The 19,083-nt window shown below is 44.3% G+C and carries 18 protein-coding genes; 11 read left to right on the plus strand and 7 right to left on the minus strand.

Annotated elements, in window-relative coordinates; translation table 11 throughout:
- Positions 1-22 precede the first annotated feature (22 nt).
- The 5 genes from ABMY42_RS00365 to ABMY42_RS00385 all read left to right on the plus strand — a co-directional run bounded on the left by ABMY42_RS00365 (position 23) and on the right by ABMY42_RS00385 (position 7,847).
- Positions 23-577 (plus strand): sugar O-acetyltransferase, encoded by a 555-nt coding sequence (locus tag ABMY42_RS00365; protein ID WP_009696882.1) that lies wholly within the window; start codon positions 23-25, stop codon positions 575-577.
- A 121-nt stretch (positions 578-698) separates the two neighbouring features.
- Positions 699-1,517, plus strand: a complete 819-nt coding sequence (locus tag ABMY42_RS00370) for a hypothetical protein (RefSeq protein WP_274791012.1) — start codon at positions 699-701, stop codon at positions 1,515-1,517.
- Between the two features lie 39 nt (positions 1,518-1,556).
- Positions 1,557-1,790 carry a hypothetical protein gene (locus tag ABMY42_RS00375; protein WP_005445432.1) on the plus strand — a complete coding sequence of 78 codons (234 nt, stop codon included), beginning with the start codon at positions 1,557-1,559 and terminating at the stop codon, positions 1,788-1,790.
- Between the two features lie 1,037 nt (positions 1,791-2,827).
- Positions 2,828-3,694 carry a hypothetical protein gene (locus tag ABMY42_RS00380; protein ID WP_045487056.1) on the plus strand — a complete coding sequence of 289 codons (867 nt, stop codon included), beginning with the start codon at positions 2,828-2,830 and terminating at the stop codon, positions 3,692-3,694.
- A 31-nt stretch (positions 3,695-3,725) separates the two neighbouring features.
- The gene (locus tag ABMY42_RS00385; RefSeq protein ID WP_050904375.1) at positions 3,726-7,847 is read left to right on the plus strand and encodes a zinc-dependent metalloprotease; all 4,122 of its coding nucleotides are present in this window, start codon (positions 3,726-3,728) and stop codon (positions 7,845-7,847) included.
- Positions 7,848-7,916: 69 nt separating this feature from the next.
- On the opposite strand, the gene ABMY42_RS00390 is transcribed toward ABMY42_RS00385, so the two are convergent.
- Entirely contained in the window at positions 7,917-8,099 is a 183-nt protein-coding gene (locus ABMY42_RS00390; RefSeq protein WP_005445428.1) for a hypothetical protein, read from the minus strand.
- 185 nt (positions 8,100-8,284) lie between these two features.
- On the opposite strand from ABMY42_RS00390, the gene ABMY42_RS00395 reads away from it, so the two are divergent.
- Together ABMY42_RS00395 and ABMY42_RS00400 are read left to right on the plus strand one after the other, a co-directional pair.
- On the plus strand, positions 8,285-8,902 hold the full coding sequence (locus ABMY42_RS00395) for a TetR/AcrR family transcriptional regulator C-terminal domain-containing protein (RefSeq protein ID WP_230849572.1): 618 nt from the start codon (positions 8,285-8,287) through the stop codon (positions 8,900-8,902).
- A 23-nt stretch (positions 8,903-8,925) separates the two neighbouring features.
- Positions 8,926-9,243, plus strand: a complete 318-nt coding sequence (locus ABMY42_RS00400; protein WP_005445426.1) for a DnaJ family domain-containing protein — start codon at positions 8,926-8,928, stop codon at positions 9,241-9,243.
- A 43-nt stretch (positions 9,244-9,286) separates the two neighbouring features.
- Here the strand turns inward: ABMY42_RS00400 and ABMY42_RS00405 are convergent, their stop codons facing one another.
- Complete coding sequence (locus tag ABMY42_RS00405) at positions 9,287-10,195, minus strand: LysR family transcriptional regulator (protein WP_005432509.1); 909 nt, start codon at positions 10,193-10,195, stop codon at positions 9,287-9,289.
- A gap of 149 nt (positions 10,196-10,344) precedes the next feature.
- Here ABMY42_RS00405 and yjjG point away from each other — a divergent pair, with 149 nt between their 5' ends.
- Positions 10,345-11,019 carry a pyrimidine 5'-nucleotidase gene (gene yjjG / locus ABMY42_RS00410; RefSeq protein ID WP_005445424.1) on the plus strand — a complete coding sequence of 225 codons (675 nt, stop codon included), beginning with the start codon at positions 10,345-10,347 and terminating at the stop codon, positions 11,017-11,019.
- Between the two features lie 91 nt (positions 11,020-11,110).
- Here yjjG and ABMY42_RS00415 read toward each other — a convergent pair whose 3' ends face one another.
- Complete coding sequence (locus ABMY42_RS00415; RefSeq protein ID WP_005445423.1) at positions 11,111-11,602, minus strand: hypothetical protein; 492 nt, start codon at positions 11,600-11,602, stop codon at positions 11,111-11,113.
- A 259-nt stretch (positions 11,603-11,861) separates the two neighbouring features.
- Here ABMY42_RS00415 and ABMY42_RS00420 point away from each other — a divergent pair, with 259 nt between their 5' ends.
- Positions 11,862-12,401, plus strand: coding sequence for an NUDIX hydrolase (locus ABMY42_RS00420; RefSeq protein WP_005445422.1), 540 nt, complete (start codon positions 11,862-11,864; stop codon positions 12,399-12,401).
- 137 nt (positions 12,402-12,538) lie between these two features.
- Here ABMY42_RS00420 and ABMY42_RS00425 read toward each other — a convergent pair whose 3' ends face one another.
- Complete coding sequence (locus tag ABMY42_RS00425; protein WP_349265841.1) at positions 12,539-12,958, minus strand: DUF6559 family protein; 420 nt, start codon at positions 12,956-12,958, stop codon at positions 12,539-12,541.
- A 34-nt stretch (positions 12,959-12,992) separates the two neighbouring features.
- Positions 12,993-13,313, minus strand: a complete 321-nt coding sequence (locus ABMY42_RS00430) for a DUF4377 domain-containing protein (protein ID WP_005445420.1) — start codon at positions 13,311-13,313, stop codon at positions 12,993-12,995.
- Positions 13,314-13,530: 217 nt separating this feature from the next.
- Here ABMY42_RS00430 and ABMY42_RS00435 point away from each other — a divergent pair, with 217 nt between their 5' ends.
- The gene (locus tag ABMY42_RS00435; protein ID WP_005445419.1) at positions 13,531-14,034 is read left to right on the plus strand and encodes a hypothetical protein; all 504 of its coding nucleotides are present in this window, start codon (positions 13,531-13,533) and stop codon (positions 14,032-14,034) included.
- 8 nt (positions 14,035-14,042) lie between these two features.
- On the opposite strand, the gene ABMY42_RS00440 is transcribed toward ABMY42_RS00435, so the two are convergent.
- Both ABMY42_RS00440 and ABMY42_RS00445 read right to left on the minus strand, forming a co-directional pair.
- On the minus strand, positions 14,043-14,882 hold the full coding sequence (locus ABMY42_RS00440; RefSeq protein ID WP_045487051.1) for a DUF3626 domain-containing protein: 840 nt from the start codon (positions 14,880-14,882) through the stop codon (positions 14,043-14,045).
- A gap of 127 nt (positions 14,883-15,009) precedes the next feature.
- Positions 15,010-16,269: an SGNH/GDSL hydrolase family protein gene (locus ABMY42_RS00445; RefSeq protein ID WP_086028060.1), complete on the minus strand. Its 1,260-nt coding sequence runs from the start codon at positions 16,267-16,269 to the stop codon at positions 15,010-15,012.
- A 434-nt stretch (positions 16,270-16,703) separates the two neighbouring features.
- Here ABMY42_RS00445 and ABMY42_RS00450 point away from each other — a divergent pair, with 434 nt between their 5' ends.
- Positions 16,704-19,079 carry a S8 family serine peptidase gene (locus tag ABMY42_RS00450; RefSeq protein WP_272760293.1) on the plus strand — a complete coding sequence of 792 codons (2,376 nt, stop codon included), beginning with the start codon at positions 16,704-16,706 and terminating at the stop codon, positions 19,077-19,079.
- The last annotated feature ends 4 nt before the right edge of the window (positions 19,080-19,083 follow it).

The following is a 19,083-nucleotide window of genomic DNA, read 5'->3' on the forward strand; positions in this document are numbered from 1 at the left end:
TAAAAGCTGTAGGAAAGATCCTGTGACCGAACTAGAGAAAATGATGTCAGGCCAAGTATTCGATGGCGCAGACAAAGAAATTGATGCGATTCGAACCCACGCAACTCATGCATTGATGGCATTCAATGGCAACACCGATGAATCCCAACGTGATGCACTGCAAAAGAACCTATTTGGCAAGGTTGGGATGAGCATCATCCGTGCGCCGTTCCATTGTGAGTTTGGTAAAACGATTGAAATCGGTGAAGAGACCTTTATCAATATGAATGTCGTGATGCTTGATGGCGCTAAAATCACCATTGGTAATCATGTGCTTATTGGACCAAGTGTTCAGCTTTACACTGCATCTCACTCGCTGGATTACCGTAGCCGACTAAAATGGGAAACGTTTTGTAAACCAATCACGATTGAAGATAGCGTTTGGATTGGCGGGAACTCAGTCATCAACCAAGGCGTAACCATTGGCGCTCGTTCTGTGATTGCAGCCAACTCAGTGGTGAACAGTGATGTGCCGCCAGATAGTTTATATGGTGGAACGCCAGCCAAATTGATTCGTCGTCTAAACGAGGACGAATAACCATGCTTACTCATGGCGCTTATTCTCATAGTCAATAAGCGCTTGTTTACATATCAATTTCATTAATTTATAAATTTCATATGCTTATTTTTGTTGTCTATGAAATTCATAAGAAGAATGTATGAAGCTGAAAGTTGTAAGTATTTGCTTAATTGTGGGGACGGCGTTCGTAAGTGCTTTGCTCTATTTTGACTCTCAAAAGCTCGTACTTTCGCAATGCGCTGACGAAGAAAAAGTGGAGACTTGGGTTCAATTCGTATTTGACTATTCAATTCTCAATGACTTCAGCATAGAAGCCTTGGAAGAGCGAATCGGCGAAGATTTAGCCCTTTCGAATCTTATTCTCGCAAACTCATGTGTTCCTATGATCCGTAAGAGCGCTGGTTATGAGTTCTTTGATGCTCACAACGCTAAACCTGAAGATATGTTGTCTTCACATTACGAACTCAACCTGCAACACAGCAGTTTGTTGGAACGTGCGTATCAGGAACCAAATTTCTATGTCGTGTTGGTGTTAAGTGAGGACAGCAGTTACTTTGATTTTGAGTACAAAATAGCAGAAACATGGGTTGATGTATTTCCTAACTTCGTGGTTTCCGATGTACGAGCTGGTCCACTAGCTTTGGAGCATGAACTAGGGCACTTAGCATGGGCACAACATGATTTAGAAACGCTATCATCTCAAGTTCAAGGTAGAACACTTGAATCCATGACAGCTGAGGATAACCAGTTACAGATCAAGCGGTATGCTCATGCTGCATTATGTGGTGACTCTGGAACCATCATGAGCTACGAAAAGAACATAGTACCTATCTATTCCAGCCCCAATATTACCTATCAAGGTCGAGTTTGTGGAGACGCTGAAAGCGCAGACAATGCAAGGCTGTTAACCGAGTATGCTCGAGCATTGCGAGCCAAAGTTGATGCACGGTCATGGTAATCGTTACGTTGCTAAGAAATACCTACCTAGGAGGCTAATATGTCAAGAAAGACAGAAGTGTTTCTGTGTCCTAAATGTGGAGTGGAAACGCACCACGTTGTGGTTTTAGTTAGAAAGAAAAGTGCTTTTGAGGGTGATAAAAACCGGGGGAAGAAAGAGTTCATTACTGGGTTTCTCAAAAGTGCTGTCTTCGGTGCTTTTTTAGCTTCGATGGACGATTTTTCTCGTCATTTGATCTGTGAAAATTGTGGTAACAAAACCATTCAAGATTGAGCTGTCGCCTTGGCAGCTTACCCAGAGCATAAGTGTGCGTTTTGATTCGCTGAATATTCAAACCCGAAATTTATTAAGTTAGTGCTTTTACTCTTAACGTCTTTCCATGCCTGCTACTCAGTTTTTTATGAGAGACTGCCGGCGCTAACCTACTGCTATTGTTGATAAATAATTCAAACTTTATTGTAAGAAGAACAGAGAAAGACAACCTTAAGCTTCCCTTCACTTTTGAGAGTTGATGAGATAATTGATGCTTAAGTTTATTGACATTTGTGTCTTTTGTTTCACATTGTTGTGATTTTTGTCACATAAAATGCAAATTTATAAAAAATCGTTAAATGAATATAAATTCACAGATATGCAGCCCATTTGTGTTGTAATTAGAGTTCTCTGCCTTTAATTATTCATTTTGTGAATGTTTGTGTAATTTTTATCGACCTTAATGGGTGACTTTCTATTCAAACTACTCTTGGGTTACGTCAATATATTAGAAAACTCGAATTTGATATTATTTCCATCTTTTGTTTTAAATGCGAAATTCATTATTAACAACGGATGGTTTTGATGATTTCTCTTATTAGTATTCTTCAGTTATAAGATTAAATAATTAGCCTACCAAAATGACATAACAAGGATTGTTATAACGGAATGATGTTCTCATAAATGCATCTGTTCTATTAACATGTATTTCTCATTTCTGTCTCTTTCAAAGCTTGTTTTTGTAAGTTGTTGATAAAGATCGGTATTGTTGTCTTTTTAGTAATGACGACAACGATTGCTTTATATGATTGTGCAATTTTTAAAAATGGAATCGTTATATTGTAACAACGTTGACTTATCACGAGTTATAAATTTCAAATAGCACAAATAACTAAAAATAGATCTATCAAAAATAGAATAAGGATTTAACCATACGAGAAATCTTATGGTTGATAGGTTTATTGGTCTGATAGTTACTTATTTAGAATGTCATTCCAATAATCTGTTTGTCTTTAAGTTTGTTCTAATGAACTTAATTTTCATGGAAGTTTAAAAACATGCAGCACACAACTAAGTGGACGATGACCCCGCTTGCGATGCTGTTAGGTACGCTGTTTTCAATGCCGTTACTCGCAGAAGAAAACAACGTAGCTGATAGCAGCGGGATCGAATCTACACAAAATGAAGGAGAGTCGTCATGTATAGTTTGTAAACTAAGTGGGTCCGTTTACCTCTCTTACGATACAAATATTTACGACAAAGACGACTATCGCTCCGTTCGCAACTTTTCTTGGGGCGGGGATCTCAACTACGCGATTTCAAAAGACATCAAAGCTTTCTTTTCTGCCGGTGGTTACCGTGCTCTAGAAGATGAAGTTGGAACTTACGCAACGGATTCAGTACTGGGCTTGCAATACTCGAATCTGTATCGCTTTGGTGAAACGGGGAAAATTGCTGTTGCAGGTCAGTTCACCATACCTACCTCAGAAGACTCGCGAAATGATGAGCTACAAACAGCTTTTCGTTTAGCCGTACCGGTCTCTTTTTCTTTGTGGAGCGTTGATTTTTCTATCGCGCCACGACTCAAAAAGAACTTCCACAAGTACAAAACGAATGGCGGTCGCTCACTCACAGAGTGGACCTATTCACTGTTTTCTGTCGCTGAAAAGTCTTGGGATTCGTTCTCTCTGGGCATCACGGCTTTAGGTGGTAACACCATCAGTTATCAAGGGACTCGACGGAGCAGTTGGCAGTATGAAGGTGCCTTATACGGAACCTACAAATTCAACAAGAGCTGGTCACTAACGTTGGCAGCATCCTCTACCGGCTTCTATCAAGATGCGGAACGAGGAACGCTGGGCAATATCGACCTGCTTGACCAAGAGAAAGCGTCATACATCGCCTCTGTTGCTTACTCCTTCTAGGAAAATAACAAAAATTAAGGATATCCAAACCATGTTTAAAAAATTAACTCTGGTGTCAGCGATCACTGCCGGACTTGCCGGTTGTGGTGCTGACGATCAGGCTTATGACTATGTCGAAAGAGATGCAAAAGAAATCGCGGTTAAAGACCTAAAAGACGGTCGTTGGTTCTATGTACCAACAACTGGTGCAGCACCAAGATTCGCGCTAAACCAATTCCCATTTTTACAAGGTTCGCCTCGTTATGTTGAGCTGTGTTTCAGTAAAGAAGGTCTGGAAGTTCGTAATTACGACAAAAACTACCCAGACGCACATCTGACCAAAGACGCGAACAACTATTGTGGCGAGGAGAAGTTCGTTGCCGATGATGACGATGTTAACTTTGCACATGTTCTGACTATTCCTGGTGACTTTGCAGCATACCGCTGTAAAGAAGATGGTCACGGTGACTGTACGAATAAAGAAGAAACTAACGAGGATGCGAGTCTAAACTACAAGAGTAAGACCCACTTTACTCCGCGTCCGGAAGATCTTGAGATCGCCGAATTCAATATGGAAGATCTGTATGGGATCACGGATGGGCTAACCGAAATTGGTTCGCCGCGCGTAATCTCATGGGATTTTGATCCAGAGAAGGGCACGTTAAACTTCGAACTTGAGCGCTCGTTCCGCATTGACTTGGATAACATGTCAGCCTACATCAACGAAGATACCAAAGCGGGTCTTGACGACATGCTGGTCGATGGCGCGTTTAAATCTCGTTTTTATTACTCTCTAATGCACGAGAGTGTGGTGGCAACCAAAGACTACCAACCGGTTCTATATCCTATTGGTGACGAGAATGACATTGGTTTCTTTGTCTCTGAGACAAAGCAGCTTAACCCTATCACAAACAAGTATGATCGTGATGTGGTGTACCTGAACCGTTTCAACCCTGATCAAGATTCAATCAAGTATTATCTGACCGATAACTTCTTTGAAGAGAAAAACAAAATCTTCTTAGATGCGACGCTTGAATCCATCGATAAGATGAACCAAGCACTTAGATTATTTGGTGCGGATTCTGGCAAGCCAGAAATTGAAATCGTAAACAAAACCAAAGGTGCAGGTATACACCCGGGTGATTTGCGTTACAACGTGATCAACTTGGTGGATGAGCCGCTGGCGAACGGCTTGTTAGGTTATGGTCCTTCCGTTGCTAACCCAATGACGGGTGAGATCATCAAAGGTCACGTAAACCAATACGCTGGTGTGGCAAGAACTGGGGTTCCTTATTACTGGGATAACCTAGCCCGATTCTACAACCGTAATCAATTGGACTTAGACGGTCTCGATCCGTTACCAACGACAAGCTCCGCGACAACAACATCAGAAGTTTCAGAGAGAATTGAGTCGCTCTCAACTATGGCGGCAATCGCGAAGCTGGAAGCGGACGAAAGTATTCCTGCGCCTCTTGTGTCAAAAGAAGAAATGACCACAAGCAAAGCAGCGACTAAAGCGCCAACGGAGCTAAAGAAAACCTTCAGCGATGAGTTAGATTTTGAAAAGGTGGTCGCAACAGAAGAAAACCGTTTGTCTTTCTGGGCGGAGCACAATGTTTACCCAATCGAAGCATCGTGGGTTTCTTCAACCAGCAAAGCCATGCTTGATAATTTGAAACTGGATGACGACCGTTACTTCGAAATCAAGCTAGATGATGCTGGCAAAGAAGTCTCTCGAGAGCTTAAGCGTTGGAAACACCTACCAAAAGATCTGCAGGTTAAAACGGCAGATGCGATTACTGTAGCGACTTACAGTAATACGCTGGTTCATGAGCTTGGTCATAACTTAGGTTTACGTCATAACTTTAAAGGTTCGAATGACAAATCAAACTACTACACGCTAGAGCAAGCACATCAACTGGGCTTGAATAATATTCCTGCATACAGCTCAACCATGGACTACGCGCCGAGTATGTTGGATGAAACACCAACATGGGGTCTGTACGATATTGCAGCGTTTAAGTTCGGTTATGGTCGTAAAGTTGAAACCGTTCAAGCATCTTCGGGCTCAGCACCAACACCTGTAGCGAAGCCAGCAGACGACGCTAGCGATGAAGCGAAAGCAGCATACAACAGCTACCTAAAAGAACTGCAAGACTATCAGCAAAGCTTCGCCTACAGATTTGGTGATAACGCTGAGAATGATGCACTCATGGTGTGTTCTGAAGTTAAGAAGTTAACGGGCACAGACAGTGGCAAATCTCTGTACAACTGTGACTTTAGCCGATTTGACACTGCAGCACTGTCTGATGACTCGGAACTTAAGGCGAAGACGCGTTACGGTGTGCTCTATTATCTTGATAAAGTCAATGAGATTGAGCGTAAGTCATATGACTTCTGTACTGATGGTAACGTCTCACTAAACAGCGACTGTAACCGTTTTGATGAAGGGACAAACTTAGAAGAAATTGTCTCTTATGAATGGCAAAACTACCTTGATAGTTATGACCGCCGCAATTTGCAGCTTTACGGAACGACAGGGTTGTACTCCACAGATTACATAGGTTACCTATTACGCCGTTATTCTGAGATGAACTCGATTCGTGACAAGGTGGAAGATCTAGAACGCATCGATAACTTGTACACCAACTTAGGTTATACCGCTAGTACAGATAAGCCGGGCGATTTCTTGCTGCGCCTAGCATCAAACCCTCAATACTGTAGTGAAGGCAAAGCAGATAACTCATGGTTCTGTGACTACGCTAATGGTGCGAAGAAATCAGCAGCGTTCTTCCTTGATGTTTTGCGTACACCAGAGCACCAATGTGTGATTGAAAATGCGTCAGGCAATCAAAAAGTGATTTCGTTTGGTAAATTGCTGGATAATAACTCACACCAAATTCCGGCGGATTACGATTTGTCGGCAGCAAATTGTTTTGATGAGTTAGCGGCGCGTTTCATTGAAGATGCCGATGAAGGTTACAAGGCGGTTGCAGAGACACAAAACGGACGCTTCTTGAACTCTATTGGCAGCTTTGACCCTGATTACCCTTGGTCAAACGCCGTGTCAGTGTTGGGTTACTGGCCAGACAAAGCGCTTGCGAGCTATTTCTTGGCACGTCGATTCTCTAACCGCTACACCGATGAAGTGAGCTTTGCTTCGTTGTTGGACCTACCAGGTGTTCAAGCTGAATATGAAGATATCATGGGCAACATTGTGGCAAATGATGCTTTAAGCACGCCTGTCGCGCTGGTGGATAAAGAGGGTAAGTCATACACCAACCTAAAAGGTACCACGGTGAACTTACACCTTACTGAACAAATGGAGTCCTTACCTCCAATGCCACGTGGTATTTATCGATTCTTGGGCATTGACGCAGTCAGTCGTGAACGTATCGGTGATGTGATCCTTGAAATGGGCGTTAGCCAAATGCAGTCTGACGATTACAAAGTTAAGGCTCGTGGTAAAGCGCAGTTTGATGCATTCACTAAACAACAAGATCGCTACGGTATTATTGCAGGTGACAAAGTAGAGTTTGTAATTGATGGTAAGAAGTTTGTGGCAACGAAAGCCAACAAACTGGCTTATGATTACGCAAATCAGCTAGTTACCAGCGAAGGCTACGATCTGAAAAACTACTTGGATAACTACGACTCGGCACAACTAAGCAAGATTGCTTCGGACATTGAAAAGGCATGGGGACCATTCCGTACATCGATTCTTCCTGCATACCACGATGCGGTATTGCTACTGGATGCTCCAATGGTAAATGCAATGAAAACTACCATTGATGCAGACATTGCAGCAGGTGTGCTGACGTTTAGCACTTCATTCGGTAACTTTGTGAGAGCCAACCTGACTTCAGGTGATCTTGTGATGGATTCAGTTGCAGGAACATTAAGTTATAAAGGTGGCAAAGCACATAAGACGACAAAAGTATTTGAAGCTTACACTGACGCAATGGCTCTGATTTATAACAACTACACAAAAGACATGATGTTTGCAGTTGATAATGTGTATGCTGGCTATGTCGCGTCTGCGGATGCAGACAAAGATCTATGGCTGAAAGATCTGAATCTAATCCAAGCGTACATTCGTGGTGACATCGGTACGGTAGCTGGTGAGTACTATGAAATGCTAGATCGTCTGCCAGAAGCGAGTGATTTTGAGTAATTAAACCTCAACCAATAAAAACAAAGGCCTGCAGAAACGCAGGCCTTTTTAGTGTCAGTCGCTGTTAGATTAAGAATGGAAGATCACTTGTTCGTCTTCGGTCATTACAAGCGTCGCTTTGTTTTGCTCAATAAGCTGAGCGGCATAAGAAGGCGTCACGGCTTGAATCTCGCCTTTTGCTTTTAGCGTCAGTGATTCCCACGCTTGGTCACGATATTTACCCGCTTGGGTGTATTGAATCAGTACTTTCATAGCTTCACGCTCCGGTGTGGTTGACGTGCTACTTAAGTTAGCGCTCCTACAGCGGTTGCGCACCTGTTAAAAATGAAACATTAGATTAACCAAATAAGGTGGTACGTCGTTTTGAATAAATCGCAGTATTGATAGTTTAAGTTAATGGTATTAACTTAATGGTGTTAACTATTTATTTTGAGACGATGATGAGCGAAAAAAGCAGTAAAGGGCGTCCTGCGCAAATTTCTAGAAAAGACGTGGTTGAGTGTGCCTTAAACCTAGGGTTAGAAAATGTAAGCATGCATGCGCTGGGCAAACAATTGGGGGTCAGCGCGACGGCACTGTACCGACATGTTGGCTCTAAAGAAGCGTTGGTCGATTTATGTTGCGACTATGTACTAGGGAAAGTCGAATTGCCGCAAGAGAAAGACTGGGAAGCATACCTTTACACGTTTGCGAAAAACTTTAGACAAGCACTTATGTCTATTCCGGGTTCGGTCGCGTTTATTCGCCATAGCCAAAGCTTCACGCCGGCTTCAAGCATCATCGTCAACGATATTTTAGGTATCTTCAGAGAGGCCAAATTTGAAGCAGAAGTTGGTTTTATGGCGTTTGCGAGTGTTTATACGCGAGTGACGGATATCGTTGAGCATCAAGAGCAAGCTGCACGCAATAAACCTCAATCTCTTCCTGAATTGGACGACGAGCAACTGCCTCATTTTGCGTGGTTAATGAGTCAAGCTAAGCCCGTGAACTATGAAAAGTACTTCGATGATGGTATTCGAATCACGATCGAAGGTCTCAAAGCCGTTTACAAATAGAACGCATTACACGAGAGGTGAATATGTCGTCATACATTGATAACGCGATCGGTGGTTGGATTCGCAATGCTGAAAAAACAGGTGAGCTTAAAGACAACCCCTACAGAGGAAAAAAGCTCGACCTTGAAGACTATTTTAAAACACCCGCAGAGCACCGAATGGGTATGAAGATTCTTAAAGATGCAAACTGCCTACCGCCAGCGGTGCAAATGATGCGGCTTATCGATAAGAAGCAGAAAGAATTCGAAAGCTCAGAAGATCCTGAAACTAAAGAAGTGCTGAGAAAGGAAATTATGGCGCTAAAATTGAAGAAAGATCTTCTGATTGAGACCAATAACTGATCTCAGCAAAACATGTGTATTCGTCAGTTGGTATTCAAATCGATCAATAGCGATCCCAGTACGGTGTATCAGTGCCAAGCTTCTCGCTAATGAAGTCGATGAACACACGTACCTTCAATGGCATGTGCTTACGCTCTGGAAATACCGCATAGATGGCATGCTCAGGAAGAGAGAATTCTTCCATAAGCGGTTTTAAGTTGCCTGCTGCAAAGTCTTTGGCGGCGATGAAGGTCGGTAATTGTGCGATGCCAGAGCCTCTTAATAGCAACTGGCGAATCGCTTCACTGTTGTTGACCACAAAGTTGCCCTTCGGCAGTACCTTATATTCGTTACCGCTGTTGATGAACATCCATTCCACCCCGCCTCGGAAATACGAATAGCGCAAACAGTTGTGTGTCACCAAATCGCTTGGTTTGGTTGGTACGCCAAATTCTTCTAGGTATGCGGGAGAGGCGCACAGTACGCTTTTACACGGAGCAAGGCGCTTAGCGACAAGGTTAGAAGTCGCAAGTTCGCCAATGCGAATCCCCAAATCAAAGCCTTGTTCGACCAAATCCACCATGGCGTCTTCTAGCTGTAAATCCACCTCAATTTTCGGGTAACGTGCAAGAAATTCGCTGATAAGTGGCGCAACGTGCAAAACGCCAAAAGACATAGGGGCGGTGATTTTAAGCCTACCTTGGGGTGAACCTTGCAACTCAGAAACGGCATCGACGCCTTGCTGAGCAAGGTTGACTGCTTGTGAAGCGTACTCGAAGTATCGACGTCCAGCTTCGGTTAGGCTGAGCTTTCTCGTAGTGCGATTAAGCAAGCGAATGCCGAGGTCATCTTCGAGTTGGTTAATGCGTTTGCTTATCGCCGATTTAGTCAGGTTTAACTGCTTGGCGGCAAGGGAAAAGCTGCCGCATTCGACGACAGCGACAAATACTGGCAGTGACGCAATGGCATTCACGGCGTGCTCCTAGGTTATTGGGATTATCTATTATTAATTTTATTGTTGAGAAAAACGATACAATCATTTTCCAATTATAGAGATTATCTTCAAGAAGAAAACAATTAGACTATGCGGCAGAAAACGACCTGGATATTGGAAAGAAGAAAATGAAATACGATTGGATCTTGTTTGATGCTGACGAAACCTTGTTTCACTTTGATGCCTTCAAAGGTTTGCAGCTAATGTTTTCTCGCAAAGGCGTAGACTTCACCGAGCAAGATTTTGCCCACTACCAAACGGTCAACAAGCCACTTTGGGTAGATTACCAAGATGGTAAAGTGACAGCAGATGAGCTCAAGCACAAACGCTTTACTGAGTGGGCAGAAAAGCTCAATACCACGACGGCGGATCTCAACACGGCATTCTTAGAAGCGATGGCAGACATCTGCACTTTGCTGCCGGGTGCGAAAGAGTTGATGGAAGCGCTGCAAGGTAAAGCCAAAATGGGCATCATCACCAATGGCTTTACCGAGCTGCAAGCGATTCGTCTAGAACGCACAGGTATGAGCGATTACTTCGAGCATGTGGTGATTTCTGAACAAGTCGGTATTGCCAAGCCGGATCTAGGCATCTTTGAGTACGCGATGACACAAATGGGTAACCCGTGTAAGACGCGCGTCTTGATGGTGGGTGACAACCTGCATTCTGATATCTTGGGTGGTAACAACTTCGGTATTGAAACATGTTGGCTGAACACCACAGGCGCAAGTGTGGATGAGCGCATTGCACCAAGCTACACGGTGGAATCATTGAATGAGCTTAAGAGCATCCTCATCGCTTAAGCTTAAGTAGACAAATAAACGGAAAAAGCGCTGATTTATCAGCGCTTTTTTGTTTTTATCGATACTGTTTTGTGTCAATCGATCTTGCTTATTAGTTTGCGTTTTTTTCAGTCAATTCGCCTTGCACTTGTTGTTCTTTCTCACCAAGCTTGAAGTAAATCTTGCCGACGATGACTTCTGAAATCAGGATGGTAAACACCACCGCAAAGAAGGCGACGACACCGTTCCAAGGACCACTAAAGTCAACCTTGTCACCAAATAGGATGTTAATTGCTTCTAGCATCACGAACTTCGAACCGACCAAAATAACGTAAGTCGAAAGACCGCGATAAATCTTAGGTGCCGTGCCCGGTTTCGATTTAAAGTACTCTGCAATTTTGTGTTCCGCTTTGATCGACAGCTTCAAAAGCAACTGAAGCAGCAATGCCGCGGCGAAAGAAATCGTAAACGAATCAATCGTTACAAAGTCCCAGTATTCGTCATAGAAGTTCAGTACCGTAAGGTCTACCAATACCGCCAAGGTATAACCAACAAACAGACGCTGTGGAGTGTTGAAACCGTAGACTTTATCCGATGCGCTCATAAGAACCCTCAATCAATAATGAACAAGTTTGCAAAGCCATGCCTTGCGTCGATGGGTTAACTATATGAGTTCCCCGGTGGGAAAACTTGCCATTTCGCGCCATTGGAATTATTGCGATGAATGATTATTTTTATGCGACATATTGAACGTAAATAAGCGCCTCGAATTTGAAAACCGTCTACAAACTGACACGCAAACAGCGTTAGAATGGCGCTTAATCCAACAAGTAATTTCGAAGAATCAAGCAGTAAGGACTCTCATGGCAGACATCAAGCAGCTCGACAGCAAAGTGGTATATCAAAATAAATGGATGACGGTACGTGAAGATAAAATCCAACGCCCTAGCGGAGCCGAAGGCATTTACGGTGTGGTCGATAAGCCAGACTGTGCGGCGATTCTGGCTATCGATAACGGTGTGATTCATTTAGTACAGCAGTTTCGTTACACCGTAGGGCAACGTTGTTGGGAAATCCCGCAAGGGGCGTGGGAATCAAATCCAGATGCGGATCATCTTGAGCTAGCAAAAGGTGAACTTCGTGAAGAGACCGGCATGCAGGCTAATAAGATGGAGTACGTTGGTGCGCAGTTCATCGCTTACGGGTTCTTAAACCAGACTTGCCATGTGTACTTCGCGAGTGAGTTGTCTGAAGTGGGCAATCAGCTAGATAGCGAAGAAGAAGATTTGATCACTCGTTCGTTTTCTGTCGAAGCGTTTGAGCGCATGATGATAGACGGCGAAATCAAAGACTGCGTGACCATTGCCGCTTATGGTTTAGCGAAATTGAAAGGCTTGGTATAAGCAAAAAGAAGCTATTAAGTTACCCAAGGTGATAAGGCAAAAGGCTCGCGATGAGCCTTTTCGTGATTATTATAGGGATGAATTAGCGCCGCTTTTTGTTGCCACAGGTGCTTATCACCACAGATGTTGGCGTGATGTTATTCGCCGCCACCATCACCACCGTCTCTTCCAAAGTCTCCGCTGTCAGCATCGAAATCATTAGAATCGGTGGCGGGTTGTTGTTTGTTGCAGTCCTGAATTTCTGCGTAAGTCAGTAAAGCACTGACGCTTACAAGATCTGTCGCTTGGTCAAACAAGGCAAGTGAGACTTCTGATTGAAATTCAACATGCTCACCCAGCTCTTGGCTTAGCCCTATCGACACGTAAGTGGTTTGGTTAATGAACATGCCGTATGCGAGAAGGGCGAAAGCGTCGTCTGTTTTTCCATTTTCTTTGAGTGCCCAATCGATCTCTTTCTTCGCGTAATCCGTTTTCTCACCATACTTGAGCACGAGTTTAGGTGTAATGTCTTTTGCGATTTCTCGAATTTGGCGGTTTCGTTTCCAACTTCCAAACATAATGATTTCCTTTCAACAGGCGGTTAATCTTGGGCTATCGTCTCTCTAGTACTTCAATGAGTTCATATCGGTACAAACTTGTATCTGCTGGCGCATTCTCTGGAGTAAATTGCTGGATGCGTTTGACTTTTAAGGTGTACTCATAGCCGGGTTCAAATTCAAAACCGTCAATTTGATCATAGAAGTAGTTACCGTCCACGACCATGCACTTCATTGGAGCCACACCCACGCAGTCTACACGCTCAGGAGCGACATGAATTGTCATTGTGTTCATGGTGTCATCAGAATTGCGCTGAGCACAACCAAACAGCACCGCTGCCATCATAGGCAATACAATATAGTGTTTTAGATTCATTCTTTGTTCCTTAAAAAGTGACCAAATTATCATAGCAAGATTGACGAAAAACGACCTTGAACTTTGCGTTAGGGGCTTTATACCCAAGTGATTTCAAGATGCAGGGTTCAGAGCGTTGTCATTGAGTCGAGTTCAAGGAAAACAATGCAGCGTAATAGCTAGCTCTTGCCAAGTTGTATATAGTATTTCATTCATAAACCTTTGGCGGAGCAGTAGCGTGAAATTATTGGCAGATAAAACTGGTGAACAATTTTTGCAAATTTTAGATGAGCAAGGTGACACGTTAACGGTGCAATTCATCTCCAATGAAGGTGAGCCAAAAGGGCAGCCATTCAAAGATTCTCTCAAAGGGTTGATATTGGCGGGTTGGTCTCATCGAACAACATCGACTGCGATTGGCATCTCTCGATTCAAAAAGGGCTATCTTGAAGATGCGCATGTGAGTTTTGCGTTGCATCGTCTCTATCCTTTGGGACGCAAAGTAAAGCTGCCAAGTGGAGAAATCGTTCAAATCGCAAGTTATGCCAATACTCACGTTGATGGTTATTATATGTTTGTGCGCCGTGAAGGGGAGCAAGAATTGGTGCGTATGAAGATGTCACCAGATTGGCTGCTAATGCCGTCAGAAAAGCTACTTGCTCTACCTTATTATCCTCGTCCTCGAACTCAAAAAGAGCTAGATGTGATTGATGAATTCGATAGCTGGGCTGGTGGCTTTTAATCGCTAGCTTATCGATAATCAAACCCAAATCGCGCTAAGTAGTGCCAGACTTTCTTCAAATCTTGCTCGTCAAACGCTTTTGCTTTTACCGCTTCACCAATAATGCGTGGTGTTAGCATGCCATTTTCTGCAACTTGATTTGCGATGTCTAAAATGGTTTGTCCTCGGTAGTCTGGATAAAGATTGATGTCTTCTATTGAGACACAAAAGCCACTGTGCCAACGAATTTCAACTGGTAACTCGCGAGCGTAATCTTCTACCTCTGTGCCTTTAAATGAAGGATCGAGCACCAAGGCTCGAATATCTTCCTCCAAGCGCAAATCGCCGTGGATTTGAGTTTCGATATAGGCGTCCAACCTGTCTGGCGCTTGTGCGTTTAACTCATCCAACAAGGCTTGAACACGTTCAATGGTGGCGAAGTGCTCTGGCTCGAAGAAGCTATCTGGATAACAAAATGTCGCTCGCTTAGTGATTTCTGGTTTCAATAAGAAGTAGCTTGACCCAAATCTTGGTGAAGCGCCAACTTCTGAACCTGAGAAGTTTAACGCGCCATACTTTGGGCGTTGATTTGGTTGGCTATTGTCGTACACACCATCAAACACGCGTTGCTCCCAACGCCAACGCTCTCCGCCTTTATAAGCTGTTAATCCGCCATTGCTTGTACCGGTTTCAAACTGAGATTTGAGCTTTCCGTCTTGCGCAATTGCTTTGAGAAGAGGTATGCCTTGAGAGGTCAAACGATCGGGATGGAAGTTAATTGTGACCGAAAATGGATGTGATTGAGGTGCTCCAACAGATTTCGAGCGAATGATTTCAAGAGCGCGTTGAGTTAAAGGATGTTCGAGCATGACGTTGACCTCAGAGTTTTCTTTCAACTTATCGAGTTCGAACGACGAATACAATCTCTGGCTTATGAATGGGAATAAGGCAATTAGAACCTCTCGACTACAGAGAGGTTCTATGAGTTTCGTTAACTTAGAAAGGATGGTTTGACAATTGATTCGTACTTTCTAGCATTTTTTCTGCCACGTAGTGGTGTGTTGCTGTGGTCGGGTGCGTTACGTCCCAGAATACAAACTTATCAGAGCCAGAAGACGCACACTCAGAACGCAATGCATGATGGTATAGGTAATCCACCGATGAAGAGCGGTTGATGTCTTGGCAAGCTTGGCTCGCGTTTACAAAACCGTGTTGCTCTGGATTTGCTGTTAAGCTTTCAAACAGTGCATGCGTATCGTACAAGGTAACGTTGTAGCCTTGTGCAGTGTAATACGCCGCTTGTGCTTTGATGAACTCATTCATTTCCACGATCTTCGCGCGGATCTTGTTGATTTCTTCTTGAGTCGAGTAGGTAAACTGTGGTGCACGTGTTGCATCTGGTAGTGTCATCAACAACAAGTTCTTCGCACCTGCATCGGTCAGTTTAATCAAGGCTTCCGCGTAGTCTGATTTCACTTCTGGCACGCTACGGTTGTAGTTCATGAAGTCATTTAGACCAAACTCAAGGGTAAACAGGGTATTAGCAGGCTTGTAGTTTTTCGCTAATTTCGCATATGCCAAGTAAGAGGAAACTTGCTCACCTACACCAGTCAGAGCGATGTATTGGTTTTCGCCTGCCGCGCCACCTACAGCCCAGTTGTATAGCGGTAAGTTTTTCGCTTGAGCAATGTACTCAGTCCACACAAAACCGTTTGAGAAGTGTCCCAAGAACCAGCTATTTGGATTCGGGAATCGCCATTGTGATGCATTAAAGATGTTGCCTGTATCAGACAAGCTGTCACCCAATGCTACGACCTTGTTGATTTGGTCTGGCTGCATGACAGGGTCGTTGCTCCAGATAGTATGGTTGTAGGAGAAACGGTTATCGGCTGCAAAGAAGGTGATGTCAGCGTTTTCATTTGCTAGGTCCAGAGTTTGCTCACAACGTTGCTTGATAACACTTTGCGGTGTGTCTGTGTAGAACATGTTCTTGAAAGAAACCGAACTCCACCAGTAGCCATCAAGCGTGAAGTAACTGCCGTCTGGATTTTCTGCCCATTCCCAATCGGTCGCAGGTTCATCTTTTGAATAACTGGTGCGGTACCAGCAGCGGACATAAGTGTAAGTTTGTTTCGCTTGCGCGCTTCTTACTTGAGAGGCACTGACCATCTCTGGAGACAATGTTGGCTCGGCAGCGTGAGCAAAACTTAGTGGTAGTAATAATGCACTAAGTAACGTAATAGTTTTATTCATGATTCACTCTCTGTGATGATTATCGTCATGATTTAGGTGAGAATTTATCTCACCAAACGTCCTCATTCTGAGTAAATACCCTACTTAGTCAAATATCTAATTATTCATTTTGTCAATTCTGGTACCGCGTTCAACTTTCAATAGATTTAGTAAATAGCATAATTTTATAAAATCTAGAATAATTACTCACTAACATTAATTTAACATGCACTTTTGGCGTTAATAAGTAATTGCTTTATAAGAAAATTGGTTCCTTTTTGATGTTCACTTTATCTGTTGATTAAATGATCCTTTATTAACAATTATGCATTCACAAAATCAATTGTTTGGATTTTTTTACAAATAATCTATAGCTGAGTAGCTCATGTTAATGATAAGTGAATGATTTTTCATGAGCGTAAAGTGAATAAAAATCAGCTCAAAAAGGAATAGAGCAAATGCATCACACAACAACTAAATTAAATGGCTTGTTTTCATTGTCTGCCGTTGCAGTGGCACTGACATTTTCGATGTCAGCGCATGCGGCTCCTCTGACGGGGTTCGACGAATCTAACTTGCCGACCAAATACATCGTCAAATTTAAAGAAGATACGTCCAGTCCTTCAGCATTGGGTGGGAACTCATTCTGGGGACCACGTATCGCGCAAGAGTCGGTCTTAGATCAGCTCAAAGCGCGTAAAGTGGAAAAGCTAGGAAATCGCGCGATTTACAGCGTGGAAATGGAAGACTCGGAGTTGGGGCAACTGCGTAACCGCAGCGACGTGGAATACGTTGAAATTGACCCACCGCGTTATCTGTTAAGCGAGACTATCCCTTGGGGCTATGAGGCGGTGAATGCTCAGCTTCTGAATGACTCAAATGCAGGGAATCGCACCGTGTGTATCATCGACTCGGGTTACGATTTGGCGCACAACGATCTGAGTGGTAACCGAGTGTCGGGTACAAATGATAGCGGTACCGGTTCTTGGAGTGTTCCGGGTAATAACAACGCTCACGGTACGCACGTAGCAGGTACGATTGCCGCGATTGCCAACACAGAGGGCATCAAAGGCGTTATGCCGAACCAAAACGTGAATTTGCACATCGTTAAGGTGTTCAATGAAGCGGGTTGGGGCTACTCATCCAGCTTGGTTAAAGCGGTACAAACTTGTGCTGACAACGGCGCGAACGTCGTCAACATGAGCCTTGGTGGTAGCCAGTCGAGTGTGACAGAGAAAAACGCGTTGCAAACCATTTACGACCAAGGCGTGCTGCTGATTGCCGCTGCGGGTAACGATGGTAATACTGCGCACAGCTACCCAGCGTCTTACGACTCAGTTATGTCCGTTGCGGCAGTGGATGATAAGCGTGATCACGCGGCGTTCTCTCAAGCGACAGACCAAGTTGAAATCGCAGGTCCGGGCGTAGCGATTCTATCTACGGTGACCGTGGGCGAGGGTAAGCTTTCAGACATTCGCTTGAACGGTGTTAGCCAGTTCGATCGTGGCATCGTTCCTCACAACCGCTTGATCCAATCGGGTGGCAGTTACGGTCCTGATCCAGTAGCCGGTTCTATCACGGCGACACTGGCAAGCTGTGACGTATCCGGTAGCAGCTTCAGCTGTGGTGATATGACGGGCAAGATTTGTTTGACCGAGCGTGTGGGCAACCAATCATCAGGTAACTACCCAGAAATCGATGCAGTTCAAGCGTGTTACAACGCAGGCGCAAGTGCGGCGATTGTGTACAGTAACTCTGAGCTTCCGGGTTTGCAGAATCCTTTCCTTGTCGATCAAAACAACGCGGCGCGTATTGTGTCAGTGACGGTTGATCGTGCTTTCGGTCAGGAGCTGTTGGGCTATGTTGGTCAAGACATCACGGTATCGACCACCAAGGGTGAAGACTACGAGTACTACAACGGTACTTCGATGGCGACACCGCACGTAACTGGTGTTGCAGGTTTAGTGTGGAGTTACCATCCAACCTGTACCGCAGCACAAGTACGTAACGCACTGATCAAGACAGCAACGGACATCGACGTAACAGGTCGTGATAACCGCACTGGTCATGGTCTTGTGAATGCTGAGGCTGCGAAACAATACCTAGACGCAGGCTGTAATGGTCCGGATGGCGGCGGCTCTGGCAACGACAACGTTCTAGAAAATGGTGTGGCGAAAACGCAGCTTTCTGGCGGCAGCAAATCAAGCACAGTATTCGTGTTTGACGTCCCAGCGGATGCAACGCAAGCGACATTCAACATGAGTGGTGGCTCTGGTGATGCTGACCTTTACGTGCGCTTTAACGGCACACCAAGCACCAGCACTTACGATTGTCGTTCATGGGCGGGCGGTAATGGCGAAAGCTGTAGCTTGAACGTATCTGGCGCAGGGCAATATGAAGTATTGGTTTACGGCTACAGCGCGTACTCTGGTGTTTCTCTTGTTGCCGCGCATAACGGTTCGGGTGATTCATCAGGCGGCGGTTCTGCACCTTCTAGCTACACCAACTCGAATGCAGTAGCGATTCCTGACAACAGCTCTGCAGGTATCGTAAGCCCATTAGATGTTGCTCGCTCTGGCGATGCAGGTTCAGTGACTATCGACTTGGATATCACTCACACCTACATTGGCGATCTTCGTGTCACGCTAACGTCACCAGATGGTGGTCAAGTAGTACTGCACGACAATGCGGGTGGTGGTGCGAACGACATTAAAACCAGTTTCCAAGCGGACTTCTCTGGTTTTGAATCGCAAGGCACATGGGAACTTAAAGCGGTGGACAATGCCAGAAGAGACACAGGCACCATCAACAGTTGGACTCTGACCTTTCAATAAGGAG

The sequence above is a fragment of the Vibrio sp. SSH13-20 genome (genome assembly GCF_040104475.1).
Lineage (GTDB): Bacteria > Pseudomonadota > Gammaproteobacteria > Enterobacterales > Vibrionaceae > Vibrio > Vibrio harveyi.

Bases quoted from the DNA above. Each gene is read 5' to 3' on its own strand.
- yjjG (WP_005445424.1), top strand. From the start codon at position 10,345: ATGAAATACGATTGGATCTTGTTTGATGCTGACGAAACCTTGTTTCAC.
- ABMY42_RS00400 (WP_005445426.1), top strand. From the start codon at position 8,926: ATGTCGTCATACATTGATAACGCGATCGGTGGTTGGATTCGCAATGCT.
- ABMY42_RS00440 (WP_045487051.1), bottom strand. From the start codon at position 14,882: ATGCTCGAACATCCTTTAACTCAACGCGCTCTTGAAATCATTCGCTCG.
- ABMY42_RS00380 (WP_045487056.1), top strand. From the start codon at position 2,828: ATGCAGCACACAACTAAGTGGACGATGACCCCGCTTGCGATGCTGTTA.
- ABMY42_RS00450 (WP_272760293.1), top strand. From the start codon at position 16,704: ATGCATCACACAACAACTAAATTAAATGGCTTGTTTTCATTGTCTGCC.
- ABMY42_RS00430 (WP_005445420.1), bottom strand. From the start codon at position 13,313: ATGAATCTAAAACACTATATTGTATTGCCTATGATGGCAGCGGTGCTG.
- ABMY42_RS00415 (WP_005445423.1), bottom strand. From the start codon at position 11,602: ATGAGCGCATCGGATAAAGTCTACGGTTTCAACACTCCACAGCGTCTG.
- ABMY42_RS00385 (WP_050904375.1), top strand. From the start codon at position 3,726: ATGTTTAAAAAATTAACTCTGGTGTCAGCGATCACTGCCGGACTTGCC.
- ABMY42_RS00375 (WP_005445432.1), top strand. From the start codon at position 1,557: ATGTCAAGAAAGACAGAAGTGTTTCTGTGTCCTAAATGTGGAGTGGAA.
- ABMY42_RS00390 (WP_005445428.1), bottom strand. From the start codon at position 8,099: ATGAAAGTACTGATTCAATACACCCAAGCGGGTAAATATCGTGACCAA.
- ABMY42_RS00425 (WP_349265841.1), bottom strand. From the start codon at position 12,958: ATGTTTGGAAGTTGGAAACGAAACCGCCAAATTCGAGAAATCGCAAAA.
- ABMY42_RS00420 (WP_005445422.1), top strand. From the start codon at position 11,862: ATGGCAGACATCAAGCAGCTCGACAGCAAAGTGGTATATCAAAATAAA.
- ABMY42_RS00395 (WP_230849572.1), top strand. From the start codon at position 8,285: ATGATGAGCGAAAAAAGCAGTAAAGGGCGTCCTGCGCAAATTTCTAGA.
- ABMY42_RS00370 (WP_274791012.1), top strand. From the start codon at position 699: ATGAAGCTGAAAGTTGTAAGTATTTGCTTAATTGTGGGGACGGCGTTC.